Annotated in this window: 28 protein-coding genes; 21 read left to right on the forward strand and 7 right to left on the reverse strand. The window is 69.3% G+C overall.

The genetic code is table 11. From position 1 onward, the window contains the following. The 8 genes from MOX01_RS02515 (at position 1) to MOX01_RS02550 (ending at position 7,124) form a co-directional block, all read left to right on the forward strand. Positions 1–891, forward strand: coding sequence for a TIGR03943 family putative permease subunit (locus tag MOX01_RS02515; protein ID WP_230977779.1), 891 nt, complete (start codon positions 1–3; stop codon positions 889–891). After that, complete coding sequence (locus tag MOX01_RS02520; protein WP_230977781.1) at positions 881–2,770, forward strand: hypothetical protein; 1,890 nt, start codon at positions 881–883, stop codon at positions 2,768–2,770. The genes MOX01_RS02515 and MOX01_RS02520 overlap by 11 nt, the downstream gene beginning before the upstream one ends. A gap of 1 nt (position 2,771) precedes the next feature. After that, positions 2,772–3,530: a DNA-3-methyladenine glycosylase gene (locus tag MOX01_RS02525; protein ID WP_141368235.1), complete on the forward strand. Its 759-nt coding sequence runs from the start codon at positions 2,772–2,774 to the stop codon at positions 3,528–3,530. Positions 3,531–3,720: 190 nt separating this feature from the next. Next, a complete protein-coding gene (gene rpmB / locus MOX01_RS02530; protein ID WP_017203559.1) occupies positions 3,721–3,957 on the forward strand; it encodes a 50S ribosomal protein L28 in 237 nt (78 codons plus the stop codon). Next, positions 3,957–4,127, forward strand: coding sequence for a 50S ribosomal protein L33 (gene rpmG, locus MOX01_RS02535; RefSeq protein ID WP_017203558.1), 171 nt, complete (start codon positions 3,957–3,959; stop codon positions 4,125–4,127). The genes rpmB and rpmG overlap by 1 nt, the downstream gene beginning before the upstream one ends. A gap of 3 nt (positions 4,128–4,130) precedes the next feature. After that, entirely contained in the window at positions 4,131–4,436 is a 306-nt protein-coding gene (rpsN, locus tag MOX01_RS02540; protein ID WP_017203557.1) for a 30S ribosomal protein S14, read from the forward strand. Positions 4,437–4,747: 311 nt separating this feature from the next. Continuing rightward, positions 4,748–5,035 carry an HU family DNA-binding protein gene (locus MOX01_RS02545; protein WP_017203554.1) on the forward strand — a complete coding sequence of 96 codons (288 nt, stop codon included), beginning with the start codon at positions 4,748–4,750 and terminating at the stop codon, positions 5,033–5,035. 88 nt (positions 5,036–5,123) lie between these two features. Continuing rightward, positions 5,124–7,124 (forward strand): bifunctional copper resistance protein CopD/cytochrome c oxidase assembly protein, encoded by a 2,001-nt coding sequence (locus tag MOX01_RS02550; RefSeq protein WP_082108679.1) that lies wholly within the window; start codon positions 5,124–5,126, stop codon positions 7,122–7,124. 18 nt (positions 7,125–7,142) lie between these two features. On the opposite strand, the gene MOX01_RS02555 is transcribed toward MOX01_RS02550, so the two are convergent. Continuing rightward, on the reverse strand, positions 7,143–8,213 hold the full coding sequence (locus tag MOX01_RS02555) for a hypothetical protein (RefSeq protein WP_046748633.1): 1,071 nt from the start codon (positions 8,211–8,213) through the stop codon (positions 7,143–7,145). A gap of 113 nt (positions 8,214–8,326) precedes the next feature. Here MOX01_RS02555 and MOX01_RS02560 point away from each other — a divergent pair, with 113 nt between their 5' ends. Then, positions 8,327–9,721: an ATP-dependent DNA helicase gene (locus MOX01_RS02560; RefSeq protein ID WP_046748634.1), complete on the forward strand. Its 1,395-nt coding sequence runs from the start codon at positions 8,327–8,329 to the stop codon at positions 9,719–9,721. A 7-nt stretch (positions 9,722–9,728) separates the two neighbouring features. On the opposite strand, the gene MOX01_RS02565 is transcribed toward MOX01_RS02560, so the two are convergent. Together MOX01_RS02565 and MOX01_RS02570 are read right to left on the reverse strand one after the other, a co-directional pair. Further along, entirely contained in the window at positions 9,729–10,376 is a 648-nt protein-coding gene (locus tag MOX01_RS02565; protein ID WP_046748635.1) for a biliverdin-producing heme oxygenase, read from the reverse strand. A gap of 62 nt (positions 10,377–10,438) precedes the next feature. After that, a complete protein-coding gene (locus MOX01_RS02570; protein WP_113680122.1) occupies positions 10,439–10,753 on the reverse strand; it encodes a DUF2470 domain-containing protein in 315 nt (104 codons plus the stop codon). 96 nt (positions 10,754–10,849) lie between these two features. Between MOX01_RS02570 and MOX01_RS02575 the strand changes: the two genes are divergently transcribed. The 3 genes from MOX01_RS02575 (at position 10,850) to MOX01_RS02585 (ending at position 13,881) form a co-directional block, all read left to right on the forward strand. Beyond that, complete coding sequence (locus MOX01_RS02575) at positions 10,850–12,142, forward strand: serine hydrolase domain-containing protein (protein WP_141368236.1); 1,293 nt, start codon at positions 10,850–10,852, stop codon at positions 12,140–12,142. A 35-nt stretch (positions 12,143–12,177) separates the two neighbouring features. After that, positions 12,178–13,194 carry a magnesium/cobalt transporter CorA gene (corA, locus tag MOX01_RS02580; protein ID WP_046748637.1) on the forward strand — a complete coding sequence of 339 codons (1,017 nt, stop codon included), beginning with the start codon at positions 12,178–12,180 and terminating at the stop codon, positions 13,192–13,194. A 93-nt stretch (positions 13,195–13,287) separates the two neighbouring features. Then, positions 13,288–13,881, forward strand: a complete 594-nt coding sequence (locus MOX01_RS02585; protein WP_141368237.1) for an isochorismatase family protein — start codon at positions 13,288–13,290, stop codon at positions 13,879–13,881. Between the two features lie 16 nt (positions 13,882–13,897). On the opposite strand, the gene MOX01_RS02590 is transcribed toward MOX01_RS02585, so the two are convergent. Further along, the gene (locus MOX01_RS02590) at positions 13,898–14,113 is read right to left on the reverse strand and encodes a hypothetical protein (RefSeq protein WP_058632992.1); all 216 of its coding nucleotides are present in this window, start codon (positions 14,111–14,113) and stop codon (positions 13,898–13,900) included. Then, positions 14,100–15,485, reverse strand: a complete 1,386-nt coding sequence (locus MOX01_RS02595; protein WP_141368238.1) for an APC family permease — start codon at positions 15,483–15,485, stop codon at positions 14,100–14,102. Before MOX01_RS02595 ends, MOX01_RS02590 begins: the two co-directional genes overlap by 14 nt. 240 nt (positions 15,486–15,725) lie before the next feature. Between MOX01_RS02595 and MOX01_RS02600 the strand changes: the two genes are divergently transcribed. Then, positions 15,726–16,376, forward strand: a complete 651-nt coding sequence (locus MOX01_RS02600; protein ID WP_141368239.1) for an MIP/aquaporin family protein — start codon at positions 15,726–15,728, stop codon at positions 16,374–16,376. Between the two features lie 76 nt (positions 16,377–16,452). On the opposite strand, the gene MOX01_RS02605 is transcribed toward MOX01_RS02600, so the two are convergent. Both MOX01_RS02605 and MOX01_RS02610 read right to left on the reverse strand, forming a co-directional pair. Further along, positions 16,453–17,463, reverse strand: a complete 1,011-nt coding sequence (locus tag MOX01_RS02605) for an NADP-dependent oxidoreductase (RefSeq protein WP_141368240.1) — start codon at positions 17,461–17,463, stop codon at positions 16,453–16,455. 38 nt (positions 17,464–17,501) lie between these two features. Then, on the reverse strand, positions 17,502–18,698 hold the full coding sequence (locus MOX01_RS02610) for an MFS transporter (protein ID WP_061015131.1): 1,197 nt from the start codon (positions 18,696–18,698) through the stop codon (positions 17,502–17,504). Between the two features lie 115 nt (positions 18,699–18,813). Here MOX01_RS02610 and MOX01_RS02615 point away from each other — a divergent pair, with 115 nt between their 5' ends. The 8 genes from MOX01_RS02615 (at position 18,814) to MOX01_RS02650 (ending at position 23,222) form a co-directional block, all read left to right on the forward strand. Beyond that, positions 18,814–19,275, forward strand: a complete 462-nt coding sequence (locus tag MOX01_RS02615; RefSeq protein WP_046748644.1) for a MarR family winged helix-turn-helix transcriptional regulator — start codon at positions 18,814–18,816, stop codon at positions 19,273–19,275. 10 nt (positions 19,276–19,285) lie between these two features. After that, the gene (locus MOX01_RS02620; RefSeq protein ID WP_141368241.1) at positions 19,286–20,101 is read left to right on the forward strand and encodes a Rossmann-fold NAD(P)-binding domain-containing protein; all 816 of its coding nucleotides are present in this window, start codon (positions 19,286–19,288) and stop codon (positions 20,099–20,101) included. A gap of 44 nt (positions 20,102–20,145) precedes the next feature. Continuing rightward, positions 20,146–20,781, forward strand: coding sequence for a DUF1684 domain-containing protein (locus MOX01_RS02625; protein WP_046748646.1), 636 nt, complete (start codon positions 20,146–20,148; stop codon positions 20,779–20,781). A 153-nt stretch (positions 20,782–20,934) separates the two neighbouring features. Next, positions 20,935–21,453: an Asp23/Gls24 family envelope stress response protein gene (locus MOX01_RS02630; RefSeq protein ID WP_141368242.1), complete on the forward strand. Its 519-nt coding sequence runs from the start codon at positions 20,935–20,937 to the stop codon at positions 21,451–21,453. Next, a complete protein-coding gene (locus MOX01_RS02635) occupies positions 21,450–21,638 on the forward strand; it encodes a DUF2273 domain-containing protein (protein ID WP_046748648.1) in 189 nt (62 codons plus the stop codon). The genes MOX01_RS02630 and MOX01_RS02635 overlap by 4 nt, the downstream gene beginning before the upstream one ends. Further along, positions 21,638–22,030, forward strand: coding sequence for a hypothetical protein (locus MOX01_RS02640; RefSeq protein ID WP_058632999.1), 393 nt, complete (start codon positions 21,638–21,640; stop codon positions 22,028–22,030). Before MOX01_RS02635 ends, MOX01_RS02640 begins: the two co-directional genes overlap by 1 nt. Next, positions 22,027–22,611, forward strand: a complete 585-nt coding sequence (locus tag MOX01_RS02645) for a DUF6286 domain-containing protein (RefSeq protein ID WP_141368243.1) — start codon at positions 22,027–22,029, stop codon at positions 22,609–22,611. The genes MOX01_RS02640 and MOX01_RS02645 overlap by 4 nt, the downstream gene beginning before the upstream one ends. Next, positions 22,608–23,222 carry a hypothetical protein gene (locus MOX01_RS02650; RefSeq protein WP_046748651.1) on the forward strand — a complete coding sequence of 205 codons (615 nt, stop codon included), beginning with the start codon at positions 22,608–22,610 and terminating at the stop codon, positions 23,220–23,222. Before MOX01_RS02645 ends, MOX01_RS02650 begins: the two co-directional genes overlap by 4 nt.

Raw genomic sequence — 23,222 nt, forward strand, 5'->3', positions numbered from 1 at the left:
GTGGCACTGTCTGAGCGCGTGGCGCTGTCTTCGCCCACCGCAGCGCGCGTTCGCGCTCTCGGCACCCGCTGGCTGGGTGTGGGGCTGGCCGCCGTGATCTCGGTCGTCACCCTCGGTCTCGGTCTCACCGGACGCCTCACCCTCTACATCAGCCCCGAGTCGGTGTGGTTCGCGTGCACAGCCGCCGTCGTCACCCTGGCCGGTGCGATCTGGTCGTGCACCCTCCCGCTCGGCGAGGAGAGCGACCACGGTCACGATCACGGGCATGCCCCTGCGCCCACACGCCGCAAGTCACGCGCGGAGAGCGCCGCCCGGGATCACGCCGACCTGGATCACGCCGACCCGGAGGACGGCGACGGGCGCCCAGCCACTGCGCCCTCGTCGCGCCGCACGCTTGCCGGGGTCGCCGCCGTCACGGGTGGCGTCATCGCCTCCGGGGTGGTGGTGGCCGGCCTCGTGCTGCCGCCCGCCTCGCTGTCCGTCGAGCTCGCGATGTCGCGCGCGGGAGAGCAGAGTGCGTTGTTCGCCGGTGCCGACACGGTGGCCCTCGGCGTCGCCGACACCTCGACGTTCGGCGTCGGCGACTGGGCGAGCGTGTTCGCCGCAGCGACGAACACTGCCGCGTATGACGGTGCGCCGGTGAAGCTCACGGGGTTCGTGACCCCGGACGATGCCGACGACGGCGTCAATCTCACCCGCCTGGTCATCACGCACTGCGTGATCGACGCGCAGACCGCCATCCTCCCCGTCGACGTGAAGCCCGACGACTACGCGACCGGCCAATGGGTCGAGATCACCGGAACCGTGCGTGCGGATGCCGATGGGAAGCTCCGCATCGAACCGACCGACGTCGTCGCGATCGACGAGCCGGGGGACCCCTATGAGTACTGACGACGAGCGCCCAGAGGTGCCCGCCGTCCCGCGCACACGCGCGGAGATGCGTGCGGCGCGAGAAGCCGCCGAGGCAGCGGAGGCGGAGCGGATCGACCGCGTGATCGCCTCCGCCGAACACGTCGCCGCGGCGCCGGACCACGATCCGCACACCGCGGATCCCTCGTCTGCCGCTACGGCGTCCGCGGATCCCTCGTATGCCGACCAGCCGGATGCCGTCGCAGACGAGGCAGTCCTCCGTGAAGCTGCCGTCCGTGAGGCTGCGGTGCGCGAGGCGGGCGACCGTGAGGTCGCCGAGCAGGAGGCCGCAGCCCGGAAGATGGCAGCCTTCGAGGCTTCAGCCCGAGAAGACGCGGAGGCGACCACCCTTCCGCCCGTCCCGCTCGCGACTGAGCCCGTGTTCGTCGGCGCGGCCCCGGACGTCGAGAGGGAGCGCGCAGAGGCCGCGGAGCCGAACACGCCTCCGGCCCCTCGCGTCGCGGCAGAGCCGGAGCCCGTGCAGACTCCGGGGAGCCGTCGTCGCTTCGTCGTCACGCTCGCCGCCGTGCTGGGTGTCCTCGTCATCGTCGGAACGGGGCTGGGTGTCGCGAGCCTGCTCCAGGGACCGCGCATCAGCGACGTGCAGGTGAACGCCGCGCAGGCGATCGAGTCCTCAGGCAGCCGCGTCATCCTCACCGCGAACCAGGCGCTCGCCGACATCGACCCCGCGCAGGTGACGGTCGAGCCGGCGGTGCCGTTCACCGTCGATGCCTCCGGTCGCGGCGTGGGGGTGCGATTCACCGTCCCGCTCGACGATTCGACCGACTACACGATCCGCGTGGCCGATGTCGTCGGTGCCGGAGGCGGCCCGACGACGACGCTGACCACGAGCTTCACGACGCCGCCGTCGAACATCTTCCTGCTACGCCGCGACGTCGAGGGCAAGGACAAGATCTTCCTCACCGACCTCAGCGGAGAGAAGGCCGTCGCGGTGTTCGAGCACGACAAGATCAACGACTTCCGTGCGACATCGACGCAGCTCGTGGTCTCGGTCGAGGAGGACGACGGATCCCGCCTGCTCGTGATGGACCGCGACGGCAAGAACCAGCGTGAGCTGAAGCTCCCCGGTGACGGCTACGTGGGGGCGATCCAGGTCTCCGAGCGCGGCGGCCTCGTCGGCTACAGCTACTCGGACAAGGAGCTCAGCGATACCGAAGGGCGCGCGAGCGTCCTCGTCACGCAGTCGCTGAGCGGCGACGACGACCCGCAGATCATCGAGGTCGCCGGTGCCGAGGCGAGCGTGTTCGTGTGGCAGTTCGTTCCCGACAGCGCGGCCGTGCTGTTCATCGACTTCGACGGAGCGCTCTCGCTCGTCGACCGCTCGACCGATGCCGGCGTGCAGTCGCTCGGTCTCGCGGCCACCATCCAGGGGATCTCCCGAGGCACGTACACCGCGATCGTGGAGCGGCTCGACGGAGCCGTGGTCGAACTCGATCTGGCCGACGGCTCGGAGCAGCCCCTCGCCGCTTCGGACCCCGACTACGGCACGGCGAGCTCCATCACGCCGTTCCCCGGCGGCACACTGCGTCACGTCGTCGCGCGTGACGAAGAGGGTCTCCCGATCGGACAGGTGGTCGTGCGGGTGGACGACGACGGTGCGGCGACCCCGCTGGTCGAGGTCGGGTCGACGGACTCGATCCTCCAGGCCTGTGCATCGCCGAGCGGTCAGTATGCCGCCGTCGTCGTCGCGCCAGACCTGGCGAACAACGCCTACGACGGGATGCTGCTGCCGCTTCCCGAGAACGTCGAGACGCACCTGATCGACATGGACTCGGGCAAGGAGCTCGTGGCCCTCACCGGCTTCGACGCCTCGTGGTGCCAGACGGCCCCGAGATTCTGAGATGACCGGCGGCCCCGACCCCGTGCGCGGTGCAGAGCCGCAGGAGGCTCTGCGCCGCGCCGTCCGCACCGACCTGAGCGGCTCCGCCGTCGACGTCGCTCCGCGCCTGCTGGGTGGAGAGCTGCGCACGTTCATCTCCACAGCGACGGAGGCGGACCCGGTCGAGGTGCGGCTGCGCATCACCGAGGTCGAGGCCTATCACGGGCAGGGCACGGGGGAGATCCCCGACCCCGGCTCGCACGCCCGCATGGGACGGACGGCGCGCAATTCGACCATGTGGGGTGAGCCGGGGCGTCTCTACGTGTACCTGAGCCACGGCATCCACTCCTGCGTCAACGTCGTGTGCGGACCGGAGGGACAGGGCGACGGCGTGCTGCTCCGGGCCGGTGAGGTCGTGGCAGGGGTGGAGGCTGCAGCCCTGCGTCGTGGCGTCGCCCTTCCGCTCGGGCGTATCGCGCTGCGGGACCTCGCCCGCGGGCCGGGCCGCCTCGGGCAGGCTGTGGGCCTGCGACATCCGCTGCACGACGGGATCGACGCCGTCACGGCAGGCCAGCAGCACGGGGCGCGGGCGGAACTCTGGCTGGGGCCGCAGCGCGACGACGTGGTGAGCGGCCCTCGGGTCGGAGTGGCAGGCGTCGCGGGGACCGCGGCATTCCCGTGGCGCTTCTGGATCGAAGCGGATCCCACGGTTTCCCCGTTCCGATGGGGACGCGGTGCGGCCGAGGCGTCGAGTCGCGCGAACGGCTCGATGTCGGCCTGAGCTGGTGCCGTGTGCGCGATGCGAACCGCGGCGCCGGCCGTGCTAAACTGACTCTTTGTCTGCGCACACTCCTGTGCGCAGTTCGCATGCTTCCCCTTCTGCGGCCGAGAGATCGGCGGGTCGTGGTCGTGTGCAGACAAGGGATCTTGGGTGGGGCCGTCCGGCCTCACGGTATAGAAGGAGTCACATCATGGCAGCAGTGTGCCAGGTGACCGGAGCTGTTCCCGGCTTCGGACACAATGTCTCGCACTCGCACCGCCGGACGAAGCGCCGCTTCGACCCGAACGTGCAGAAGAAGACGTATTTCGTTCCCTCGCTCGGTCGTAAGATCACGCTCAACGTGTCCGCCAAGGGCATCAAGGTGATCGACGTCCGCGGCATCGAGAACGTGGTCAAGGACCTCCAGGCGAAGGGTGTGAAGCTCTAATGGCCAAGAAGGCTCAGGACGTCCGTCCGATCATCAAGCTGCGTTCGACGGCAGGTACGGGTTACACGTACGTGACGAAGAAGAACCGCCGCAACACCCCCGACCGCCTCGTGCTCAAGAAGTACGACCCGGTCATCCGTCAGCACGTCGAATTCCGAGAGGAGCGTTGATCAATGGCTAAGAAGAGCAAGATCGCTCGCAACGAGCAGCGCAAGGTCATCGTCGAGCGTTACGCCGAGCGTCGCGCCGAGCTGAAGAAGACCCTGATCGACCCGAACGCCACCGACGAGGCCCGCGAGGCCGCACGCGTCGGCCTGCAGAAGCTGCCGCGCAACGCGTCGCCGGCTCGCGTGCGTTCGCGCGACGTCATCGACGGCCGCCCCCGCGGTGTCCTCACGAAGTTCGGCATCTCGCGTGTCCGCTTCCGTGACATGGCACACCGTGGCGAGCTGCCCGGTGTCACCAAGTCGAGCTGGTAAGTCTCAGCAGACAGTCGATAGGGGCGAGGATCTTCGGATCCTCGCCCCTTTCGCGTCCCTGCACCGCGAGCCGGGTCAGGTGATCACGCCGGATCAGGCCGTTTCCTGGACCTGCTCTCCCGCCCGCCGAGGCCCCCGAACATGTGACTGGAGTGACAAAAGTGACGCGACACGCCCAGTAATTGCCCAAAACCCGCGAAATGACGCGGAAATGAGGGTGGTCGTTGGTACATTCAAGGCGGTCGACAGACCAGGAGCATCCGCTCCGACACCCCACAACGATGCGACGGTCTTCGTCGCTGGAGGATGACATGGCTGACAAGTCCATCACCAAGACCGAGCTCGTCGCGAGCATCGCTTCCGCCACCGGCCAGAGCCAGGCCACCGTCTCCGGTGTCCTCGACTCGCTGTTCGCCACGGTCTCCGACGCTGTTGCCAAGGGCAGCAAGGTCTCCATCCCGGGCTGGATCTCCTTCGAGCAGGTCGACACCGCTGCTCGCACGGGCCGCAACCCGCAGACCGGTGCCGAGATCAAGATCCCGGCCGGCAAGCGCGTCAAGGTGACCGCTGGTTCCAAGCTCAAGGCTGCCGTCAAGTAATTCGACCGCACCTCTTCGAAGGCCGCTCCCGTTCCGACGGGAGCGGCCTTCGTGCTTTCTCATCGCCGGGCGCGCCTAGGCTGGAGGGGTGAGTTCCCGCAGCGAGTCGACGAGTCGGATTTCGGCGTATCGCGTCTCCGGCGTCGCCATCCTCCTCGTCGCCGCCCTCGTGGCCCTGGTGCTGGCGCTCCTCGTGGGCGGCGGGGCCAAGCCGCCCCTGCTGCAGGACCCCGGTCCGTTCGTGCTCTGGGGCACGCCCGTGGCCAAGCTCGTCATGAACGTCTCCGGTGCCGTCATGCTCGGCTCGCTCGTGCTCGCGCTCTTCGGTCTGCGCGCGGGGGAGCGGTCGTTCGATGCGGCTCTGAACATCGCCTCGGTCGGTGCCGCCGTGTTCACGGTGTCCGCGGGCCTCGCCGGGTTCCTGGCCTTCATGGCCGCCTTCAACCCGAAGCTCAGCATCGAGCGCGAGTTCGGCTCTCAGCTCGGCCGCTTCCTGCTGGAGCTGCCACTGGGTCAGTCCTGGCTCATCACCACCATCTTCGGTGCCATCATCACGGTGCTGGCGTTCGCCTGGCGCTCGTGGACGCCCACGCTCATCACAGCGCTGCTCGCCGCGGCGTCCTTCCTCCCCCTCGCGACGCAGGGGCACGCCGGAGACCTCGCCGGGCACAACATGGCGGTGAACTCGATCCTGCTCCACACGATCGGCGCCGCGGTCTGGCTCGGTGGCCTCCTGCTGCTCGTGCTGCTGCGGGGGCGGACCGACGTCGACCCCGTGCGCCTCGTCGGCCGCTACTCCTCCCTGGCGATCGCCGCGTTCGCCGTGGTGGCGTTCTCGGGGGTCACGCGGTCGGTCGTCGCGGTCGGGAGCTGGGAGGCCCTGTGGGCGACTCCGTACGGCTGGATCGTGCTCGCCAAGATCGCCCTCCTCGGGGGCATGGGACTGCTGGGCGCCTGGTACCGGGCCCGCCTCATCCCCAAGCTGACGGGTCAGCGCGCTGCGGGCTGGTTCTGGCTCCTGGTGCTGTGCGAGGTCGCGCTGATGGGCCTCGCCTCGGGTGCGGCAGCCGCTCTCGCACGCACGCCTCCGCCCACCGGTGAGGTCGCTGCCTTCGCCCAGACCCCCGCACAGATCCTCACCGGCTCGACGCTGCCTCCGGAGTTGACGCTGGAGCGCTGGTTCACCGCCTGGGACTTCGACGTGCTCTGGCTCGTCGCTGCCGGCTTCGGCCTGTTCCTGTACCTCGCCGGCGTGCGACGCCTGCGGCTGCGCGGCGACCGGTGGCCGATCCATCGCACCGTGTTCTGGGTGCTCGGCATGCTGTTGCTGGTCTGGGTGACCAGCGGCCCGCTCAACGCGTACCAGGAGTACCTGTTCAGCATCCACATGATGGGCCACATGATGCTGTCGATGGCCATCCCGCTGCTGATGGTCTCCGGCGCCCCCATCACGCTCGCCCTCCGCGCGATCCACAAGCGCGACGACGGCACGCGCGGTGGTCGCGAATGGATCATGTGGGCCGTGCACTCTCCGTTCGCGCGCGTCGTGACCCACCCGTTCGTCGCTGCCGCGATCTTCATCCTGTCGCTGTGGGCCTTCTACTTCACCGATCTGGTGCGGTGGTCGATGTACGAGCATCTCGGCCACGAGTGGATGGTGATCCACTTCCTGATCTCGGGCTATCTGTTCGTGATGAGCCTGATCGGCGTCGACCCCGTCCCGTACCGTCTGCCGTACCCTGGCCGTCTGATCACCCTGATCGCTGTGATGGCGATGCACGCCTTCTTCGGCATCGCCATCATGATGCAGGAAGGCCTCATGGTCGCCGACTGGTTCGGCTCGATGGGGCGCGACTGGGGTGTCGACCCGATGATGGACCAGTACGTGGGGGGCGGCATCGCATGGTCGATCGGCGAGATCCCCACCCTGATCCTCGCGATCACCGTCGCGATCCAGTGGAGCCGAAGCGACACGAAGCTGCAGAAGCGCCGCGACCGGCATGCCGACCGCACCGGGGACGCGGAGCTCGAGGAGTACAACGCCAAGCTGGCGGCCCTCGCCGAGCGCGACAGCCGCGAGGGGCGCTGACGCCGAAGCGGGGTCCGGTCAGTCGACCGGGGCTTCGCTGGGGGAGCCGACCCTGATCGATGCCGTGCCGTCCGGCAGGATCGTGATCGTCCCGTTGAGCTGGAACGGCACGTCTTCGGACAGCGGCTGGACCTTGCCGTCGAACAGCGACCTGATGTCGACGTCGACGTGGGCGACCGCGTCCGTCGACGGAATCTGCCACTGTCCGCCGTCGGGTGCGACCGTGACACGGGGCTGGGTGGCGATCGACCACTTCGGAGCGGACGCGAGACGATTCGTGACCCGCAGGCCGAACGGGCAGGCGGTCGGCTGGAGGACCTCCTGCGTCGTGCACTCGGCGAGGAAGGACTCGACGCGCTCCTGGACCACGTCGATGAACGCCTCCGTCGGCTCGGTCTGCACATCGAGCGGCGTGATGGCCAGCGGTGTGTCCGCGAGAACCCCGTGGCCCGAGGCGGTCGAGATCGGGGTGTCGACCGTCACCGCATACAGTCCCGGTGTGAAGACGAGCAGGGGCAGCGGGTCGAGCGAGGCGGCGTCGACCCCGTCGACCGAGATCTGGCGCCTGTCGACCTCGAACCCGTTCACGGCGAACCGGTCTGCGCCACGCAGCGTCAGATCCACCACGGCCAGCGGGCTGGTGGTGAAGCGCCAGTTCGGGGTGACGCCCGCCCATCCGTCCTGCTCGATCAGGAAGGTGCTGGTTCCCGGATGGCCGCTCGCCCGGTAGTCGACGGTGACGGCCGTACCGCCTTCCGCCGGCTCCTCGGAGGTGACCTTCACATCGGTCAGGGGGGCGAGCGCGGCGTGACGGAGCATGGCCTCGGACGCGGCGGGATCGATGCCGGCGGCGTCGAGGGTCTCGCGATCGACCGCGACACCCGGCACGCGCAGCGCGTCGGCGGCGCGGCCGGAGGAGAGCAGGTCGAGGTAGCGCACCACGAATGCCGACGGTCCGTAGAACTGCTGGTAGAGCGTGGCTCCGCCTGCCCCGAGAGCGGCGACGAGCACGAGGCCGACGACGGCGAGCATCGCCAGGTCGACCCCCAGGCGCGCGCGCCGGGGCGCGCTCGCACGTGCCCGGTCCATGGCGTCAGTCTAGGAGGGCGTCCTGGGGGGACGCCGAGCGTCGGCGGCCGTGCGCGGATGCCGGGACGTAGCATGGACGAGCGCCCTGTCCGTCCGCTGCCCCTGTGAGAACCGTGTCCCTTCCCGCCCTGTCCGAGGAGCAGCAAGAGCTGTTCCGGCTCATCGAGGACACCGGTGAACACGTCTTCATCACCGGACGAGCCGGGACGGGCAAATCGACCCTCCTTCAGCACTTCGCCTGGAACACGAAGAAGCAGATCGCGATCTGCGCGCCGACCGGCGTCGCGGCGCTCAACGTCGAGGGGCAGACGATCCATTCGCTGTTCCGACTTCCGATCGGCCTGATCGGAGATGCGGACATCGATCAGAACGATGCGACCCGCCGCATCCTGAACGCGATCGAGACGCTCGTGATCGACGAGATCTCCATGGTCAATGCAGACCTGATGGACGCCATCGACCGCTCGCTGCGGCAGGCACGGGGCCGCAGGGGTGAGCCGTTCGGCGGCGTGCAGGTGGTCATGTTCGGCGACCCGTATCAGCTCGCTCCCGTGCCGCCGCGCGGCGACGAGGCCCGCTACGTGCAGGACCACTACCGCTCGTTCTGGTTCTTCGACGCGAAGGTGTGGGCGGGAGGTGGCGGTGGGACCGGCGAGTCGGATCAGGACGGCCTGTTCGCTGTCGACACGCGGGCGGAGCTGCACGTGCGCGAGCTCGTGCAGATCCATCGCCAGTCCGACGACGGGTTCAAGGCCATGCTGAATGCCGTCCGCTACGGGCGCGTCACCGCCGAGATCGCCGGGGTGCTCAACACCCAGGGCGCGCGGACGCCGCCCGATCCCGAGCCGGGTGAAGTGCCGATGATCACGCTCGCCACGCGCAACGACATCGTGAACAGCATCAACAGTCGACACCTCGCTGCACTGCCGGGTAAGGAGCAGACCGCGCGCGCAGAGGTGAGCGGAGACTTCGGGAGGGGCGAGGCCGCGCTCCCCGCCGAGTCGGAGCTGAAGCTCAAGGTCGGCGCGCAGGTCATGTTCCTGCGCAACGACACCGCGATGTCTGGCGAGCCGCCGCGCTGGGTCAACGGCACGATCGGGACGGTGGTGCGCATCCTCGGAAGTGCCGTGCGGGTCGACATCGACGGCGAGGAGGTCGACGTCGAGCCCGCCGTATGGGAACGGTTCCGCTACGCGTACGACCAGAACACCAAGAAGCTCACCCGCGACGTGGTGGCCGAGTTCACGCAGTTCCCGCTGCGGCTGGCGTGGGCGGTCACGATCCACAAGTCGCAGGGCAAGACCTACGAGCGCGCGATCATCGACCTCGGCTCCGGAGCGTTCGCACCGGGACAGACGTACGTGGCTCTCAGCCGACTGACCTCGCTCGAGGGGCTCTACCTGTCGCGTCCGCTGCGCCCCCGCGACATCCGCGTGGACGAGGACGTGCGTCGGTTCATGCGCGACGCCTGGCTGGCCGCATCGACGCCGGAGCTGCCGAAGAGCTGAGCGCGGGTCAGGCGGCGGCGCGTGCGCGGTCGAGGTCTTCGAACAGCTCGGTGTTGAAGCGGTAGGCGAGCAGCACCTCGTCGATCACGCGCTCGCGCTCGGCATCGTCCCACGGCGCGGCGTCGAGCTGCTCGCGGTACACGTCCTTGAACGCGGCGGGGTCGGCGATGTCGTCGAACAGGTAGAAGCCGATGCCGTTGGTCTCGAAGCCGAAGCGGCGAGCCATCACGCGTCCGATGAAGATCCCGCCGGACAGGTCGCCGAGGTAGCGGGTGTAGTGGTGCGCGACGAAGCCGCCGGCCCAGGTGGCGCCGACCTGCCGGATGCGGTCGACGTAGCGCTGCGTCGTCGGCAGGGCGACGATCCGCTCGCGCCAGTCGGCTCCGAGCAGGAACTCGAGGTCGGCTTCGAGCGCCGGGAGCCGGGTGAGCTTGTCGGTGATGAAGACGGAGGCCACGGGATCCTGGCGCATGCGGTCACCTGCGGATTCGAGCGCCTCGTAGATGAAGTAGTGCTGAGCGACGAGCGAGATGTAGTCCTCGCGAGACCCTTCGCCCTTCAGGAGGTCGGACATGAAGCCGGCGGTCTCGCTGCGGGAGTGCGATCCGGACGAACGCTCGCGCAGGGCGGCGGAGAAGGAGAGGATCTCGGGCATGAGGCAAGTGTAAGGCTTGCCTTACCTCAGGGGAAGTCCGAGTCGGCAGGCGTGCGCAGTCGTCAGGCGTGCGGTCGGGGCTCGACGCCCAGGCGCGCGCACGCGGCGTCGTAGAGTGCCACGACCTCCCGGCGCACGGACGGGCGGTCGGCGATCGGACCGCCGGGCCACGGCACGCGCAGCTCGGTCACGATGCCGTCGCGGGTGATGTCCCATGTCCCCGCCTCGCCGTCGAATCCGGTCATGACGGAGTCCGTGATGTGCGCGTCCGAGGTGTCGGCGAAGGCTCGTGCGATGAGCAGGTTGTCGTCGGTGTGGTCGCCGTTCATGTGGCGGAGGACGGCGGTGATCACGTCTGCATCGAAGGTGTGGGGCACGCTCCCCACCCTATGTCGACCTCCGACCCCGTCGCGGGGCCGACTTTCAGCATCGGCGCTCTAGACTCGGGAGACACGTCTTCGGGGGTTCTATCCATGCAGCTTCTCTCGTCGCGCCGGTGGCGCGCCGCAACGGCGACGGCGGCCGTGCTCGCTCTCGTCCTCACCGGATGCTCTTCCGAGGAGTCCTTCTCCTACACGCCTCCCGCTCAGGTGGACGGTTCGCTCCCTGACGACACCGTCGCCGCGATGCAGGCGGCCGTCGAGAACGCGATCACCGCGTCCGGCGCGTCGGGCGCCATCGTCGGCGTCTGGGCGCCCTGGAGCGGAAGCTGGGTGGCGGGCATCGGCACTCAGGATCGCGAGGGTGGAGCCGAGCTGTCGACGGACATGTCCTTCCGCATCGCGGACGTGACCCGTCTGATGACCTGCGACGTCCTCTACGCCCTCGCCGACCGGAAGGTGGTCGAGCTGGACGCGAACGTCGCCGACTACGTCTCCGGTGTCGCTGACATGCGCGAGGAGGGTATCACCCTCCTCGACCTCTGCAACGGGACCAGCGGTGCCGGGTCCTCCGAGGAGACCGTGAAGTCGGCCTGGCTGAACACCCCCGACCGGGTGTGGTCCCCGCTGGAGCTTGCGGGCTTCGGCCTGGCACGCGACCGGGTCGCACCGCACACGACGTTCCGCGACTCCGACGCCGGCTACCTGCTGCTCGGCCTTGCTCTCGAACGCGCCTCGGGCATGACGGCCTCCGAACTGATCGCGGAGTACGTCACAGAGCCGCTCGGACTCTCGGACACCTCGCTGCCGGGACCGACCCCAGCGAAGCCGGGAAGCGGGGAGTCCCTGAACGGACACTTCCTGAACGCCGTCGAGGGCGGATACGACTGCGCGGCACCCGTCGACATCAGCACGCTGTCGTCGAGCACGGGCTTCACCGATTCGGGCGTCGTGTCGACCATCACCGATCTCGGCCGGTATGCGCAGGCCGAAGCCCAGCAGGCGCTGCGCACGAAGGACAAGCCTGACCGCTTCGGCGACCCGTTGCCGGCCAGAGACGGCGCACCGTCTTGGTACCAGGCCACCGGTGGCGCCTACCTGGTCGGCTCGATGATCGGCCAGCACGGGTGGACCCCGGGTTACGCCACCGCGGCATACTCCGACCCGGCGACCGGATTCACCGTGGCCGTCGTGCTCAACGACTCCACGGGTGGAGCGCTGTTCGCCCAGCAGCTCTCGTGGGAGCTCGCCGCCATCGCGTCGAAGGCCCCGGCAGCGGCTGGTCAGACGGCACCGGAGTTCGGGCTGCCGTTCACGGCGGAGCAGTACCACCAGGGCACGGCCGAGGCCGCGCTCCCGTGCGTGGCCCCGCCCGCCGCCGAGTGAGCCGCTCCGACTGACAGTCGCGCGAAGGGGTGACGATGGCGATCATCGACAATGCGATCTACGTGGATGGCGTCCGCACCGAGAACCCGGTGACGCTCAGCGAGACCTTCGAGCGCATGCGCGAGCGCGGCGGCATGGGCTGGATCGGCCTCTACCGGCCGAGCGAGGAGGAGATCCGCGAGGTCGCCGACGAGTTCGGCATCCATGCGCTCGTCGTGGAGGACGCCCTCTCCGGTCATCAGCGCGCCAAGCTCGAGCGCTACGGCGACGTGCTGTTCATGGTGCTGCGACCCGCCCGCTACCTCGATGACGTCGAAGAGGTCGAGTTCGGCGAGGTGCACGTCCTCGTCGGGCCGGACTTCGTCGTGACGATCCGGCACGCGGAAGCCCCCGATCTCGGTCGTGTCCGTCGGCGCCTGGAAGCCGACCCTGCGCTCCTCTCCCACGGCCCGGAGGCCGTGCTCTACGCCATCCTCGACGAGGTCGTCGACGAGTACACGCCCGTGCTCGCCGGACTCGAGAACGACATCGACGAGATCGAGAGCCAGCTGTTCGAGGAAGACACCGACGCCACGCAGCGCATCTACGACCTGGGCAGGGAGGTCATCGACTTCCAGCGTGCAACGCAGCCGCTCTCGGGAATGCTCGAGGCGCTCCTGCGCGGGTCCGACAAGTACGAGGTGGGCGAGGAGCTGCGCCGCTACCTTCGCGACGTGCTGGATCACACCCTGCGCGTGAGCGACCGCGCGACCACGTTCCGCACCGTGCTCGACAACGCGCTCACGGTGGAGTCGACCATCGTCGCGCGTCGCCAGAACGAGGAGATGCGGCGGATGACGGAGCTCAGCATCCGTCAGAACGACGAGGTCAAGAAGATCTCGGGGTGGGCGGCCATCCTGTTCGCCCCGACGCTCGTCGGCACGATCTACGGCATGAACTTCGACCACATGCCCGAACTGCACTGGCTGCTCGGCTACCCCATGGCGATCGCGATGATGGTCGCGCTGGGCTTCGGCCTCTACGCCGCGTTCAAGCGCAAGGGCTGGCTCTAGGTGCCGTCGCGGTGGCCGGAGCTGTCCGGAATCGCATGCTCGGCGACGGTTCCTCTCCTTGCCGACGAACCAGGCACCGGCGACGATGAGCGGATGAACGCTCACTCCGACACCGCCCTGCTCGTCGTCGATGCGCAGGAGTCGTTCCGTCAGCGCGCCGATGACTGGGCGACCACCGCGAACCCCGCCGTGCTCGAGAACATCGCACTCCTCGTCGCGCATGCCCGTCGCGTGGGGGACGAGGTCGTCTGGATCACCCACTCCGAGCCCGGGTCCGGCGGCGTGTTCGACCCGGTCAACGGGTTCGTGCGCGTGATCGACGCTCTCGAGCCTCTCGCCTCGGAGCCGGCGCTGACGAAGACCACCATCAACGCCTTCGCGTCGACCGACCTCGAGGAGAGGCTGCGCCGTGACGGCATCCGCCGGCTGGTGGTGTGCGGCATCCGCACCGAGCAGTGCTGCGAGACGACGACGCGGGTGGCGGCCGACCTCGGCTTCGAGGTCGAGTTCGTCACGGACGCCACCACGACGTCGTCGATCCCGGCGGCGGGTGCTCTGGCGGCGGTGTCGGGGGAGGACATCATGCGACGCACCGAGAGCATCCTCGCCGCCCGCGGTTTCGCCACGGTCGGCAGCACCCGGGAGCGGGTGGGCGCATCCGTGGATGAGGCGCCCGCCGCGCCGTGACCCTGAGCAGGGGGACTCAGTCCTCGGGGTCGGCCTCTGGCATGCCGGGCCCCGGGCCCGGACGCACCGGCGCCTCGGGGGCGATGTCGATGCGGGTGTTGCCGTCGTGCTCGGTGACCTCGACGCGGGGGGCGGCGTCGGCCTCGGTGGCGTCGGGGGCTGATGTCAGCTGATCGTGTCGCTTCTCCGCGCTCGTCATCTCGTCGTCCGACGTGTGTTCAGGCGTGCTCATGGTTCTCCTTCTGGTCGCCGGCGGGCTCTCCGCCGGAGGGGGCGTTCTTCTTCTCCGCATGTCTTCTGCTCCAGCGCGCCAGCGCGTAGAGCACGCCGCCGACCGCGAGCAGGATCGCCCCGAAGAGCCACACCGCAGGTCGCTGCTGGGTGAGCAGCAGGATGCAGGAGGCGATCCCGAGCACGGGCACGAAGGTCCAGACACGGAAGTGGTCGTGCTCGACGCGGTCGCGACGCAGCACCAGCACGGAGACGTTGACGCTCAGGAAGACGACGAGGAGCAGCAGCACCACGGTCTCGGCGAGGGTGGCCAGATCGCCGACGAGTGTCAGGCCCATCGCCACGAGGGTGGTGGTGAGGATCGCGACCCATGGGGTCTTGCGCTTCGGGAGCACGCGTCCGAGAGCGGAGGGAAGCAGCCCCTGCTCCGCCATGCCGTAGGTGAGACGGCTGACCATGATCATCGTGAGCAGGGCGCCGTTGGCCACGGCGACGAGCGCGATCAGGCTGAACAGCCACGACGGGATGCCTGCTCCCGTCGCCTCGACCACGGCCAGCAGCGGGCCGCTCGACTCCTGCAGCTCGGCGGGCGGCAGGGCGATCGAGCTCGCGAGACCCACCAGGATGTAGACGGCGCCGGCGGTGATGAGGGCTCCGAACAGGGCGCGGGGATACGTGCGACGCGGGTTCTTCACCTCTTCGATCATGTTGGCGGAGGTCTCGAAACCCACGAAGGAGTAGTAGGCGATGACCGCTCCGGACAGCACGGCGATGGCGACGCCGGTCCCCTCAGGGCCCTCGACGGTGCGGGAGGCATCGCCGCCGCCGCCGAAGAAGAAGACCGCCACCACGGCGATCACGATCACCAGGCCGCTGAGCTCGATCGCGGTCATCACGAGGTTGGCGCCCATGGATTCGCGGATTCCGCGGGCGTTGAGGAGGGCGACGAGTGCGAGGAAGGCGATCGCGACAGGGATGGTGGGCAGGTCGAGGAAGGTGCCAAGGTAGTCGCCGGCGAACGCGATGGCGAGTCCGGCCGCGCTGGTCACGCCCGCCGCGAGCATGCTGAACCCCACCAGGAACGAGACGAGGGGGCTGTGGAACGCGCGCTCCGCGAACACGGCAGCGCCCCCAGCGCGAGGGTACTTGGTCACGAGCTCGGCATACGATCCGGCCGTGAGCATGGCGAGCAGCAATGCCAGGAGCAGCGGGGCCCACAGCATCCCCCCGACCTTCTCGGAGAGCACACCCATCAGCGCGTAGACGCCCGCACCCAGCACATCGCCGAGGATGAACGCGAACAGGAGGGGGCCGGTGATCGCTCTCCGCAGGCGGGTCGGGGATTCGGCCTGCGGCGCGGTCTCGGTGGTCATGCGAGCAGGCTAAACGAGCGCTCAACGTTCCGACCACGGGGTTGACATGGCCGGACCGGACCACGAGGCAGGCGGCCGTCTTCCGTGCCTCCGCCCCGGAGTACTCAGCGGATTCACAGAAAGTCCGCGCGGCTCCCGGAATCGCGGCCGGCGCGGCGATATCCTCGGTGCCGCACGAGGGGCGGACCGGCCGGATGCGCGGGCTTCCTCTCTCGAACTCCCAAGACAAGGGGCTCTCTCATGACCGGTACCGCACGCAAGGCGCTCGCAGAAGCGATCGCCACCTTCCTCTTCGTCCTCGCGATCATCGCGGCAGTGAACAGCGACAGCCCGCTGACTCCGCTCGCGATCGGTTTCACCCTGATGGTGCTCGTGTTCTCGACGGGCCACATCTCCGGTGCTCACCTCAACCCGGCCGTCTCGGTCGGTGTCTTCCTGCGCGGCGGCATCAGCGTCGTCGACTTCATCAGCTACCTCATCGCCCAGTTCGTCGGTGGTGCGGTCGCTGCGCTCGTCAGCATGTCCGTGTGGCCGGCGGGCGAGAAGGCCATGGTCATCGAGGTCGGCCCGGCGTTCCTGGTCGAGGCGCTCTTCACGCTGATCCTGGTGTGGGTCGTGCTCAACACGGCCACGTCGAAGGACACCGCCGGCAACTCGTTCTACGGGCTCGCGATCGGTGCGACCGTGTTCGTCGGTGCGGCGACCGTCGGATCGATCTCCGGTGGTGGCTTCAACCCCGCCGTCGCACTCGGCCTCTCGGTGAGCGGCCACTTCGCGTGGAGCTCGCTGTGGCTCTACATCGTCGCCCCGGTCGTCGGTGCCGTGATCGCGGCGATCCTGTTCCGCGTGCTCAACACGGACGACGCCAAGAAGATCGCCGCTGCGGAGTAACCACCGCTGCATGCACGAAGCGCCGCATCCTCTCCCGGGGTGCGGCGCTTCTGCGTGGGGCGGCGAGCATCCGTCGTCAGAGTCCGCCGTGCGGCGGATGCTCGTGGGGGCGACGGCTCGTAGCGGTGGTGAGCACGATCTTCCCGGACGCGCGTCCGGCGATGGACCTCGTGTATGCCGCTCTGACCTCCTCGAGCGGGTGCACGGAGTCGATCGGCATCTCGACGCGACCGTCGGCGATCAGCTGCGCGATGATCCCGAGCTCTTCGGTGCCGGCAGCCGACCCTCCGACGCCCCGGACCGGATGCCGCGCGCGGGCGTCGTAGTCGGCGATCGTGTTGATGCGGTCGGCGGGAACGCCGAGTGCGAGAGCCAGCTCGACCGAGCCGTGGCCGACCGTGTCGAGGACGGCGGTGACGCCCTCCGGCGCGGCGGCGCGGAGCAGATCCGCGAGAGCAGGCCCGTAGGGGAGAGGCTCGATGCCGAGGCGGCGCAGCAGGGGGTGATTCCTCGGGCTGGCCGTTCCGAGCACGCGGGCCCCGCGCAGCACGCAGAGCTGGGCGGTGAGGATGCCGACACCACCGGCTGCACCGCTGACGAGGACGACATCACCCGCGGTGATCCCCAGTGACCGCACGCTGGCGACGGCTGTGCGGCCGGTGACGTTGAGGGTGCCTGCTTCGACGAGACCGAGACCTGCGGGAACCTCGACCAGCACGGCGGGGTCGATCACGAGGTGGTCCGCCTGCGCGTGGTAGCGGAGCCCACCGAACACCGCATCGCCGATCCGCCAACCGCGCGCGTCGTGAGCCCGGGCTTCGCCCGCCCCATCGCCGAGCGCCTGGATCGTGCCGGAGAAGTCGTAGCCGTTGCCCGAAGGGAGGCTGCGCTCGTAGGGATCGTGCATCGGCCGTCCGCTGAACAGCTTCCAGTCCACCGGGTTCACTCCGGCGGCCGCTATGCGGACGAGCACTTCGCCGCGGGCCGGGCGCGGTACCGCTCGACGTTCGAGTTCGAGCACCTCGGGGCCGCCGAAACGGCGGAACACGACGCGTCGTGATGTCGTGTCCGCCGGTTCGGATGCCATGAGGCCAGCCTAGGAGCCGGTGAGGGTCCGGGCGCGGCTCAGTCGACGGGCACGGGTGTGGTCGCGGTGGGGGTCGCCTCGCGGGTCGCGGTGCTCCGCGCACGCGCGGCGGCGGCGACCATCACGATCAGGGCGATGGCGGTGAGGATCGCGCCCAGCCAGATCGGGGAGGTGTAGCCGAGTCCTGCGGAGATGCCGAGTCCGCCCGCCCAGGCGCCGAGTGCGTTGCCGACGTTGAACGCGCCGATGTTGGCCCCGGAGGCGAGGGTCGGAGCGCCTCCGGCGTACTTCATGACACGGCTCTGCAGCCCGGGAACGGTGCCGAATCCGAAGCCGCCCATCAGGAACAGGGCGATGATCGTCGCGATGCCGGACTGCGCTGACATCGCGAACACGGCGAGGACGACGACGAGCGCGGCGATGAAGATCAGGAGAGTACGGTCGATCGCGCGGTCGGCGAGACGCCCGCCCAGCCAGTTGCCGAGCACGAGGCCGGCGCCGAAGAGCACCAGCAGCCACGGCACGGCGGACGACGCGAATCCGCTCACCTCGGTCAGCGTGTAGGCGATGTAGGTGAAGGCGCCGAACATCCCGCCGAACGCGAGGATCGTGATGACGAGCGAGAACCAGACCTGTCCCGAACGGAACGCCGCCAGCTCCCCGCGGAGGCTCACCTGTTCGGTGGGGCGGGGGAGGCGCGGCACGAGCAGGGCGATACCGATGAACGCCAGCACGCCGATGCCCGAGATCGCCCAGAAGGTCGAGCGCCATCCCAGCTCCTGGCCGAGGAAGGTGCCGAACGGCACTCCGAAGACGTTCGCGGCAGTGAGGCCGGTGAACATGATCGCGATCGCGCCGGCCTTCTTCTCGGGGGCGACCAGGCCGGCGGCGACCACGGAGCCGATGCCGAAGAACGCGCCGTGACAGAGGGCGGCGACGATGCGGCCGACCATCGCTGTGCCGTAGTCGTCCGCGAGCGCGGTGAGCACGTTGCCGATGATGAAGAGCACGATCAGACCGAGCAGCACGGGCTTGCGGGGCAACCGCGTGGCCGCTGCGGTGAGCACGAGTGCGCCGACGACGACGGCGAGTGCGTAACCGGAGATGAGCCAGCCGGCAGCCGACTCGGTGACCCCGAAGTCTCGGGCGACGTCGGGGAGCAGGCCCATGATCACGAATTCGGTGAGCCCGATGCCGAACGCCCCGATGGCGAGGGCGATCAGTCCTAGAGGCATGACGACTCTCCTGATAGATTGGAGGGAATGTTTGCAGGCGCGGCATATTGCGCGTCGAAGGACAATGATTGCACACGCAAGTATATGGCGCAAGCAACTATCGCGGAGGGTGGCCATGGGAATCGGTGACGACGCCGTCGAGGTGCGCGCACAGGGGTGGCGCACGCTCGCCGCGCTGCACGGGCTGATCGAGACTGCTCTCGAGCGGCGCCTGGGTGAGACGGTCGAGCTCTCCGTGGTCGAGTACACCGTGCTCGATGCCCTCGATCGCCAGGACGGGTGGCACATGCGCATGCAGCAGCTCGCCCGTGCGGCAGCCCTGAGCCCCAGCGCCACCACGCGGCTGGTGAACCGGTTGGAGGATCGAGGCCTCCTCACGCGCATCCTCTGTGCCGACGACCGTCGCGGCATCTACACCGAACTCACTCCCGCCGGCCGCGAGCTGTACGAACGTGCGCACCCCATCCACGATGCGGCGCTCGAGCAGGTGCTGGAGGAAGCAGCGGCGCAGCCCGAGCTCGCTCCCGTGGTCGATGCGCTGCACGGCGTCGCACTCCCTGTGCTGACCGCCGGCTGAGCGGAGCTCCGTGAGCGCTCTCGATCCGGCACCCCGCCGCACCCTCCTCGTCGGCTACGGCAAGCTCGCCACCCGCCTCGCGCCGCTGCTTCTCGCCCGCGGCGAGGAGGTGATCGCGCTCCGACGCACCGAGGGAGCACTTCCCGACGGGGTCGGGGGCATCGCCGCCGACCTGGCGCACCCGTTGCCGACTTCTCTCGAGCGGGTCGACGCGGTGCTCGTCACGCTGCCGCCCGGCGATACCGAGACCTCTTACCGCACTGCTCTGGGGCACCTCGCGTGCGCCCTCCCGGATCCTCCCGCCCGGACGGTCTTCGTCTCCTCGACGGGGGTGTTCGAGGGGGCGGATCCTGATCATCCTCTGACGGAGGAGGACGAGCCGACGCCGACGACACCGCGATCGCGCGGACTCGTCGACGGCGAGAGGGCCGCGGTGGAGCTCTTCGACGCCGTCGTCGTGCGCCCGGCTGGCATCTACGGGCCGGGGCGGGATTTCCTGGTGCGGAAGGTGCGCGAGGGCGCGGCCGTCGATCATTCCCGCCGCACGAACCGCATCCACGAGAGCGACCTTGTGCGCACCCTCGACCTGCTGCTGCGGATGGACGACCCGCCTCGCGTGCTGCATGCCGTCGACCAGGGCCCCGCTCCACTCGGAGACGTCGTGCGGTTCCTCGCCGCACGGCTGAATGCGCAGGTGCCGCCGGATTCGGGGCCGGCCGGACCGCGCGGCGTCGTGTACGACGGGACTCTGCTGCTCTCCCTCCTCGGTGGCCTGGAACACCCGACGTACGAGTCGGGCTACGCGCGGATGGTCGACACCGCCTGACGGGGGCCGCACCGGATCTCCGCGACGGCGTCTAGCCTGAGGGCATGACCAGCGCACCTGCACGCACCGCCCTCGAGGTCGTCGACTGGCGACGTCGGGTGTTCGCCCTGTACGACGCCGTGCGCGGCGCCGACTCCGCGGAGGAAGCGCACGAGCTCTGGCGGATCGAGCGCGACGATCTGATGCTCCACCACCCGGCGACGCCGCTGCTGCCCGAGGACCGAGCGCTGTTCGAGGGACTGCCGATCGCCTCGTACGACGCACAGTGGCGCTTCGAGCTGCCGATCCTCCCCGCCGACCCCGGGGGGTTCGACTTCGCGACCGGCACCGACGGCATCGTGCCCTTCGAGCGGATCGGGCGCGTGGAGGTGCCGGATGCGGGGTCGCTCGATGTCTGGCGACTGACCACCTACGGCGGCGGGCTCTTCGTGCCCGTGCGCGATGCGCTCGCCGGTGGCGTCGGCGGGACCTACGGCGGCGGACGCTATCTCGTCGACACGATCAAGGGCGCCGATCTCGGATCCGATGCGGCGCGTGGCACGATCGTGCTCGACTTCAACTTCGCCTACAACCCCTCGTGCGCCTATGACCCGGCTTGGGCGTGCCCGCTCGCGCAACCGGGCAATGTGCTCTCCGTTCCGGTCCCCGTCGGCGAGATGTACGGCGGCGCGGGCGTCTGAGTGCCCCGTCGGCGAGCGCTCCCGGGCGATGCGGAAACGACTTTGTGACGAATCCGCCGGCACATCCGTCCTATCTCCGAGCGAGCGTTTCGCTCCCGGCGGGAGTTCCACACGGGACCCACGGCCGGTCTTCAGATCGAGATGGGACACCTCATGGCAAATCAGGACCAGACCACCCCCGCTCCGGCCGAGAAGGAGCTCACACAGGCCGCTCCGAAGGCCGCAGGCGCTTCCGCGTCGCGCGTCGACCGGTCGAGCGGATTCTCCTCTTCGCGCGTCCCCGCCGACGAGAACGCCGCGGGCAAGACCACCATCGCCGACGGTGTCGTGGCCAAGGTCGCCGGCATCGCCGCGCGTGAGGTCGCCGGCGTCTACGCACTCGGTGGCGGAGGCGCACGCGCCTTCGGCGCCATCCGCGACGTGATCAACGCGACCGACCTCGCGCAGGGCGTGAAGGTCGAGGTCGGCGACACGCAGGCAGCGGCCGACCTGACCATCGTCGTCGAGTACCCGGCGCCCATCCAGGACGTCGCCAACAACGTCCGTGCCGCTGTCGCCGGTGCGATCAGCCGTCTGGTCGGTCTCGAGGTCGTCGAGGTCAACGTCGAGGTCAACGACGTGCACGTGCCCGGTGACGACAGCGACGACAACGAGGAGTCGCGCGTCTCATGAGCGCCACAACGGTCGGCGCCCTGATCGGCGCACTGCTGGCCCTCGCCGCCCTGCTGTTCGGGTTCTGGGGATTCCTCCTCATGGCTCTCTTCGCGGGCATCGGGGCGCTCGTCGGCCGGATCGCCTCCGGCAAGCTCGACGTCCGCGGACTCGCCGACGTCTTCACGGGGCGGCGTACCTCCTGATGGGTGCCGACCAGCACATCGCCGGCGGCGCGCTCTCCGGAGCCGCCGCCGGCGGGGCCGCCGTCCGCGGTCGCGTCGAGGTGAAGGACCGCGTCTACCGCACCGTCACCGAGAAGGCGTCCGCGACGTTGATCGGGGTGCCTCGCAGCGACGTGAAGGTCGATGTCGCGGAGCACCCGCGCGGGGTCACCGTGCGCATCGCCACGCCCCTTCCCGTCCCGAGCCTGGACGACACGGCAGCGATCGCTCGGGCCGTGCCCGTCCTTGAGCGGGCACGCGAACTGCAGGAACAGCTGCAGCAGAACCTGAGCACGATCCTCGGGCGCAACGTCATCCGCATCAACCTCACCGTCACCGGTGCCGTTATCCCGGAAAGGAGACGAGTGCAATGAGCACCCCGGTCCTGCGCCGCGTCATCCGACGCGAGACGCACTCGCCGCGAACCGTCGCGATGTTCGTCGCGGTCGTCCTGCTCATCCTCGCCCTCGCGTACATCGGACTCGAGATCGTGCTGAGCCTCGCCGCGCAGCCCGCCCTCCTGGTCGGTCCTACCGCAGCGGCGGGCTGGCTGATCGGCTTGCCCACGGCACAGCCCGCCGGTCTCGTGATCGCCGGCAGCGTCGTGCTCGCCCTGATCGGACTGGTCTTCATCGTGCTCGCCGTCACACCGGGACGCCTGTCGAGGCATGTCCTCGATGCGGGTGGACGCGCGGTCGTCGTCGACAACGGCGTGATCGCCAGCGCCCTGGCCCAGCACCTCGCCGAGGAGACGGGTCTCGCCCGCGACAGCATCACCGTCGGTGTCGGACACCGCACCGTCGACGTGACCGTGCGGCCCGGCATCGGAGTGCCGCTGGACAAGGCCGACGTGCAAGCAGCGGCCGAAGCGGAGCTGCAGACCTACCGGCTGACCGACAAGGTGCGCACCCGTGTGCGCATCGAGCGTCCCACCGAGAAGGAAGACGAGCTGTGAACAACACGAATCGTGCGTTGAACCGCATCCTGCTGCTGATCATCGGGCTGCTGTTCCTCGCCCTCGGTGCGGTGGGCATCGCCATCATGAGCTGGCCCACCCTGTCGGACATCTGGACCGCGGCAGGCAAGGACGCCCGGTCCTGGCTCGACCAGGCCATCGCCGCGACCGCGATCGCCGGTGGCGGCCTGTCGTGGATCGGCATCGGCGCCGTCGCAGCGATCGTGGTCGTGATCGTGCTGCTGATCCTCGCGCTCACGAGCATCGCGGGGCGTCGGTCGAAGACGGTGCTGCGTTCCAGCGGAGCGCAGAACCCGCTGGGTCGGGTGACCGTGAACGAGTCGTTCGTCTCCGACGCCGTGAAGAACTCCCTCACCACCCGCGATGAGGTTCTGTCCGCGCAGGTCACCGCCAATGACATCCGTCGCCGTCCTGTGCTGCACGTGGCTGTGACGCCGCGTCAGAACACCGATCCGCGAGAGCTCGTCGACCACGTCGATCGCCTCCTCGCCAACCTCGCCGTGCTGACGGGGCGCGACACCGACACCTTCGTCTCGGTGCACACGAGCCTGCGGGCTCGCCTCGCCCACGACCAGCGTCGGCTCTCCTGA

The organism is Microbacterium oxydans, assembly GCF_006540085.1.
In the GTDB taxonomy this organism is placed as follows: Bacteria; Actinomycetota; Actinomycetes; order Actinomycetales; family Microbacteriaceae; genus Microbacterium; species Microbacterium oxydans.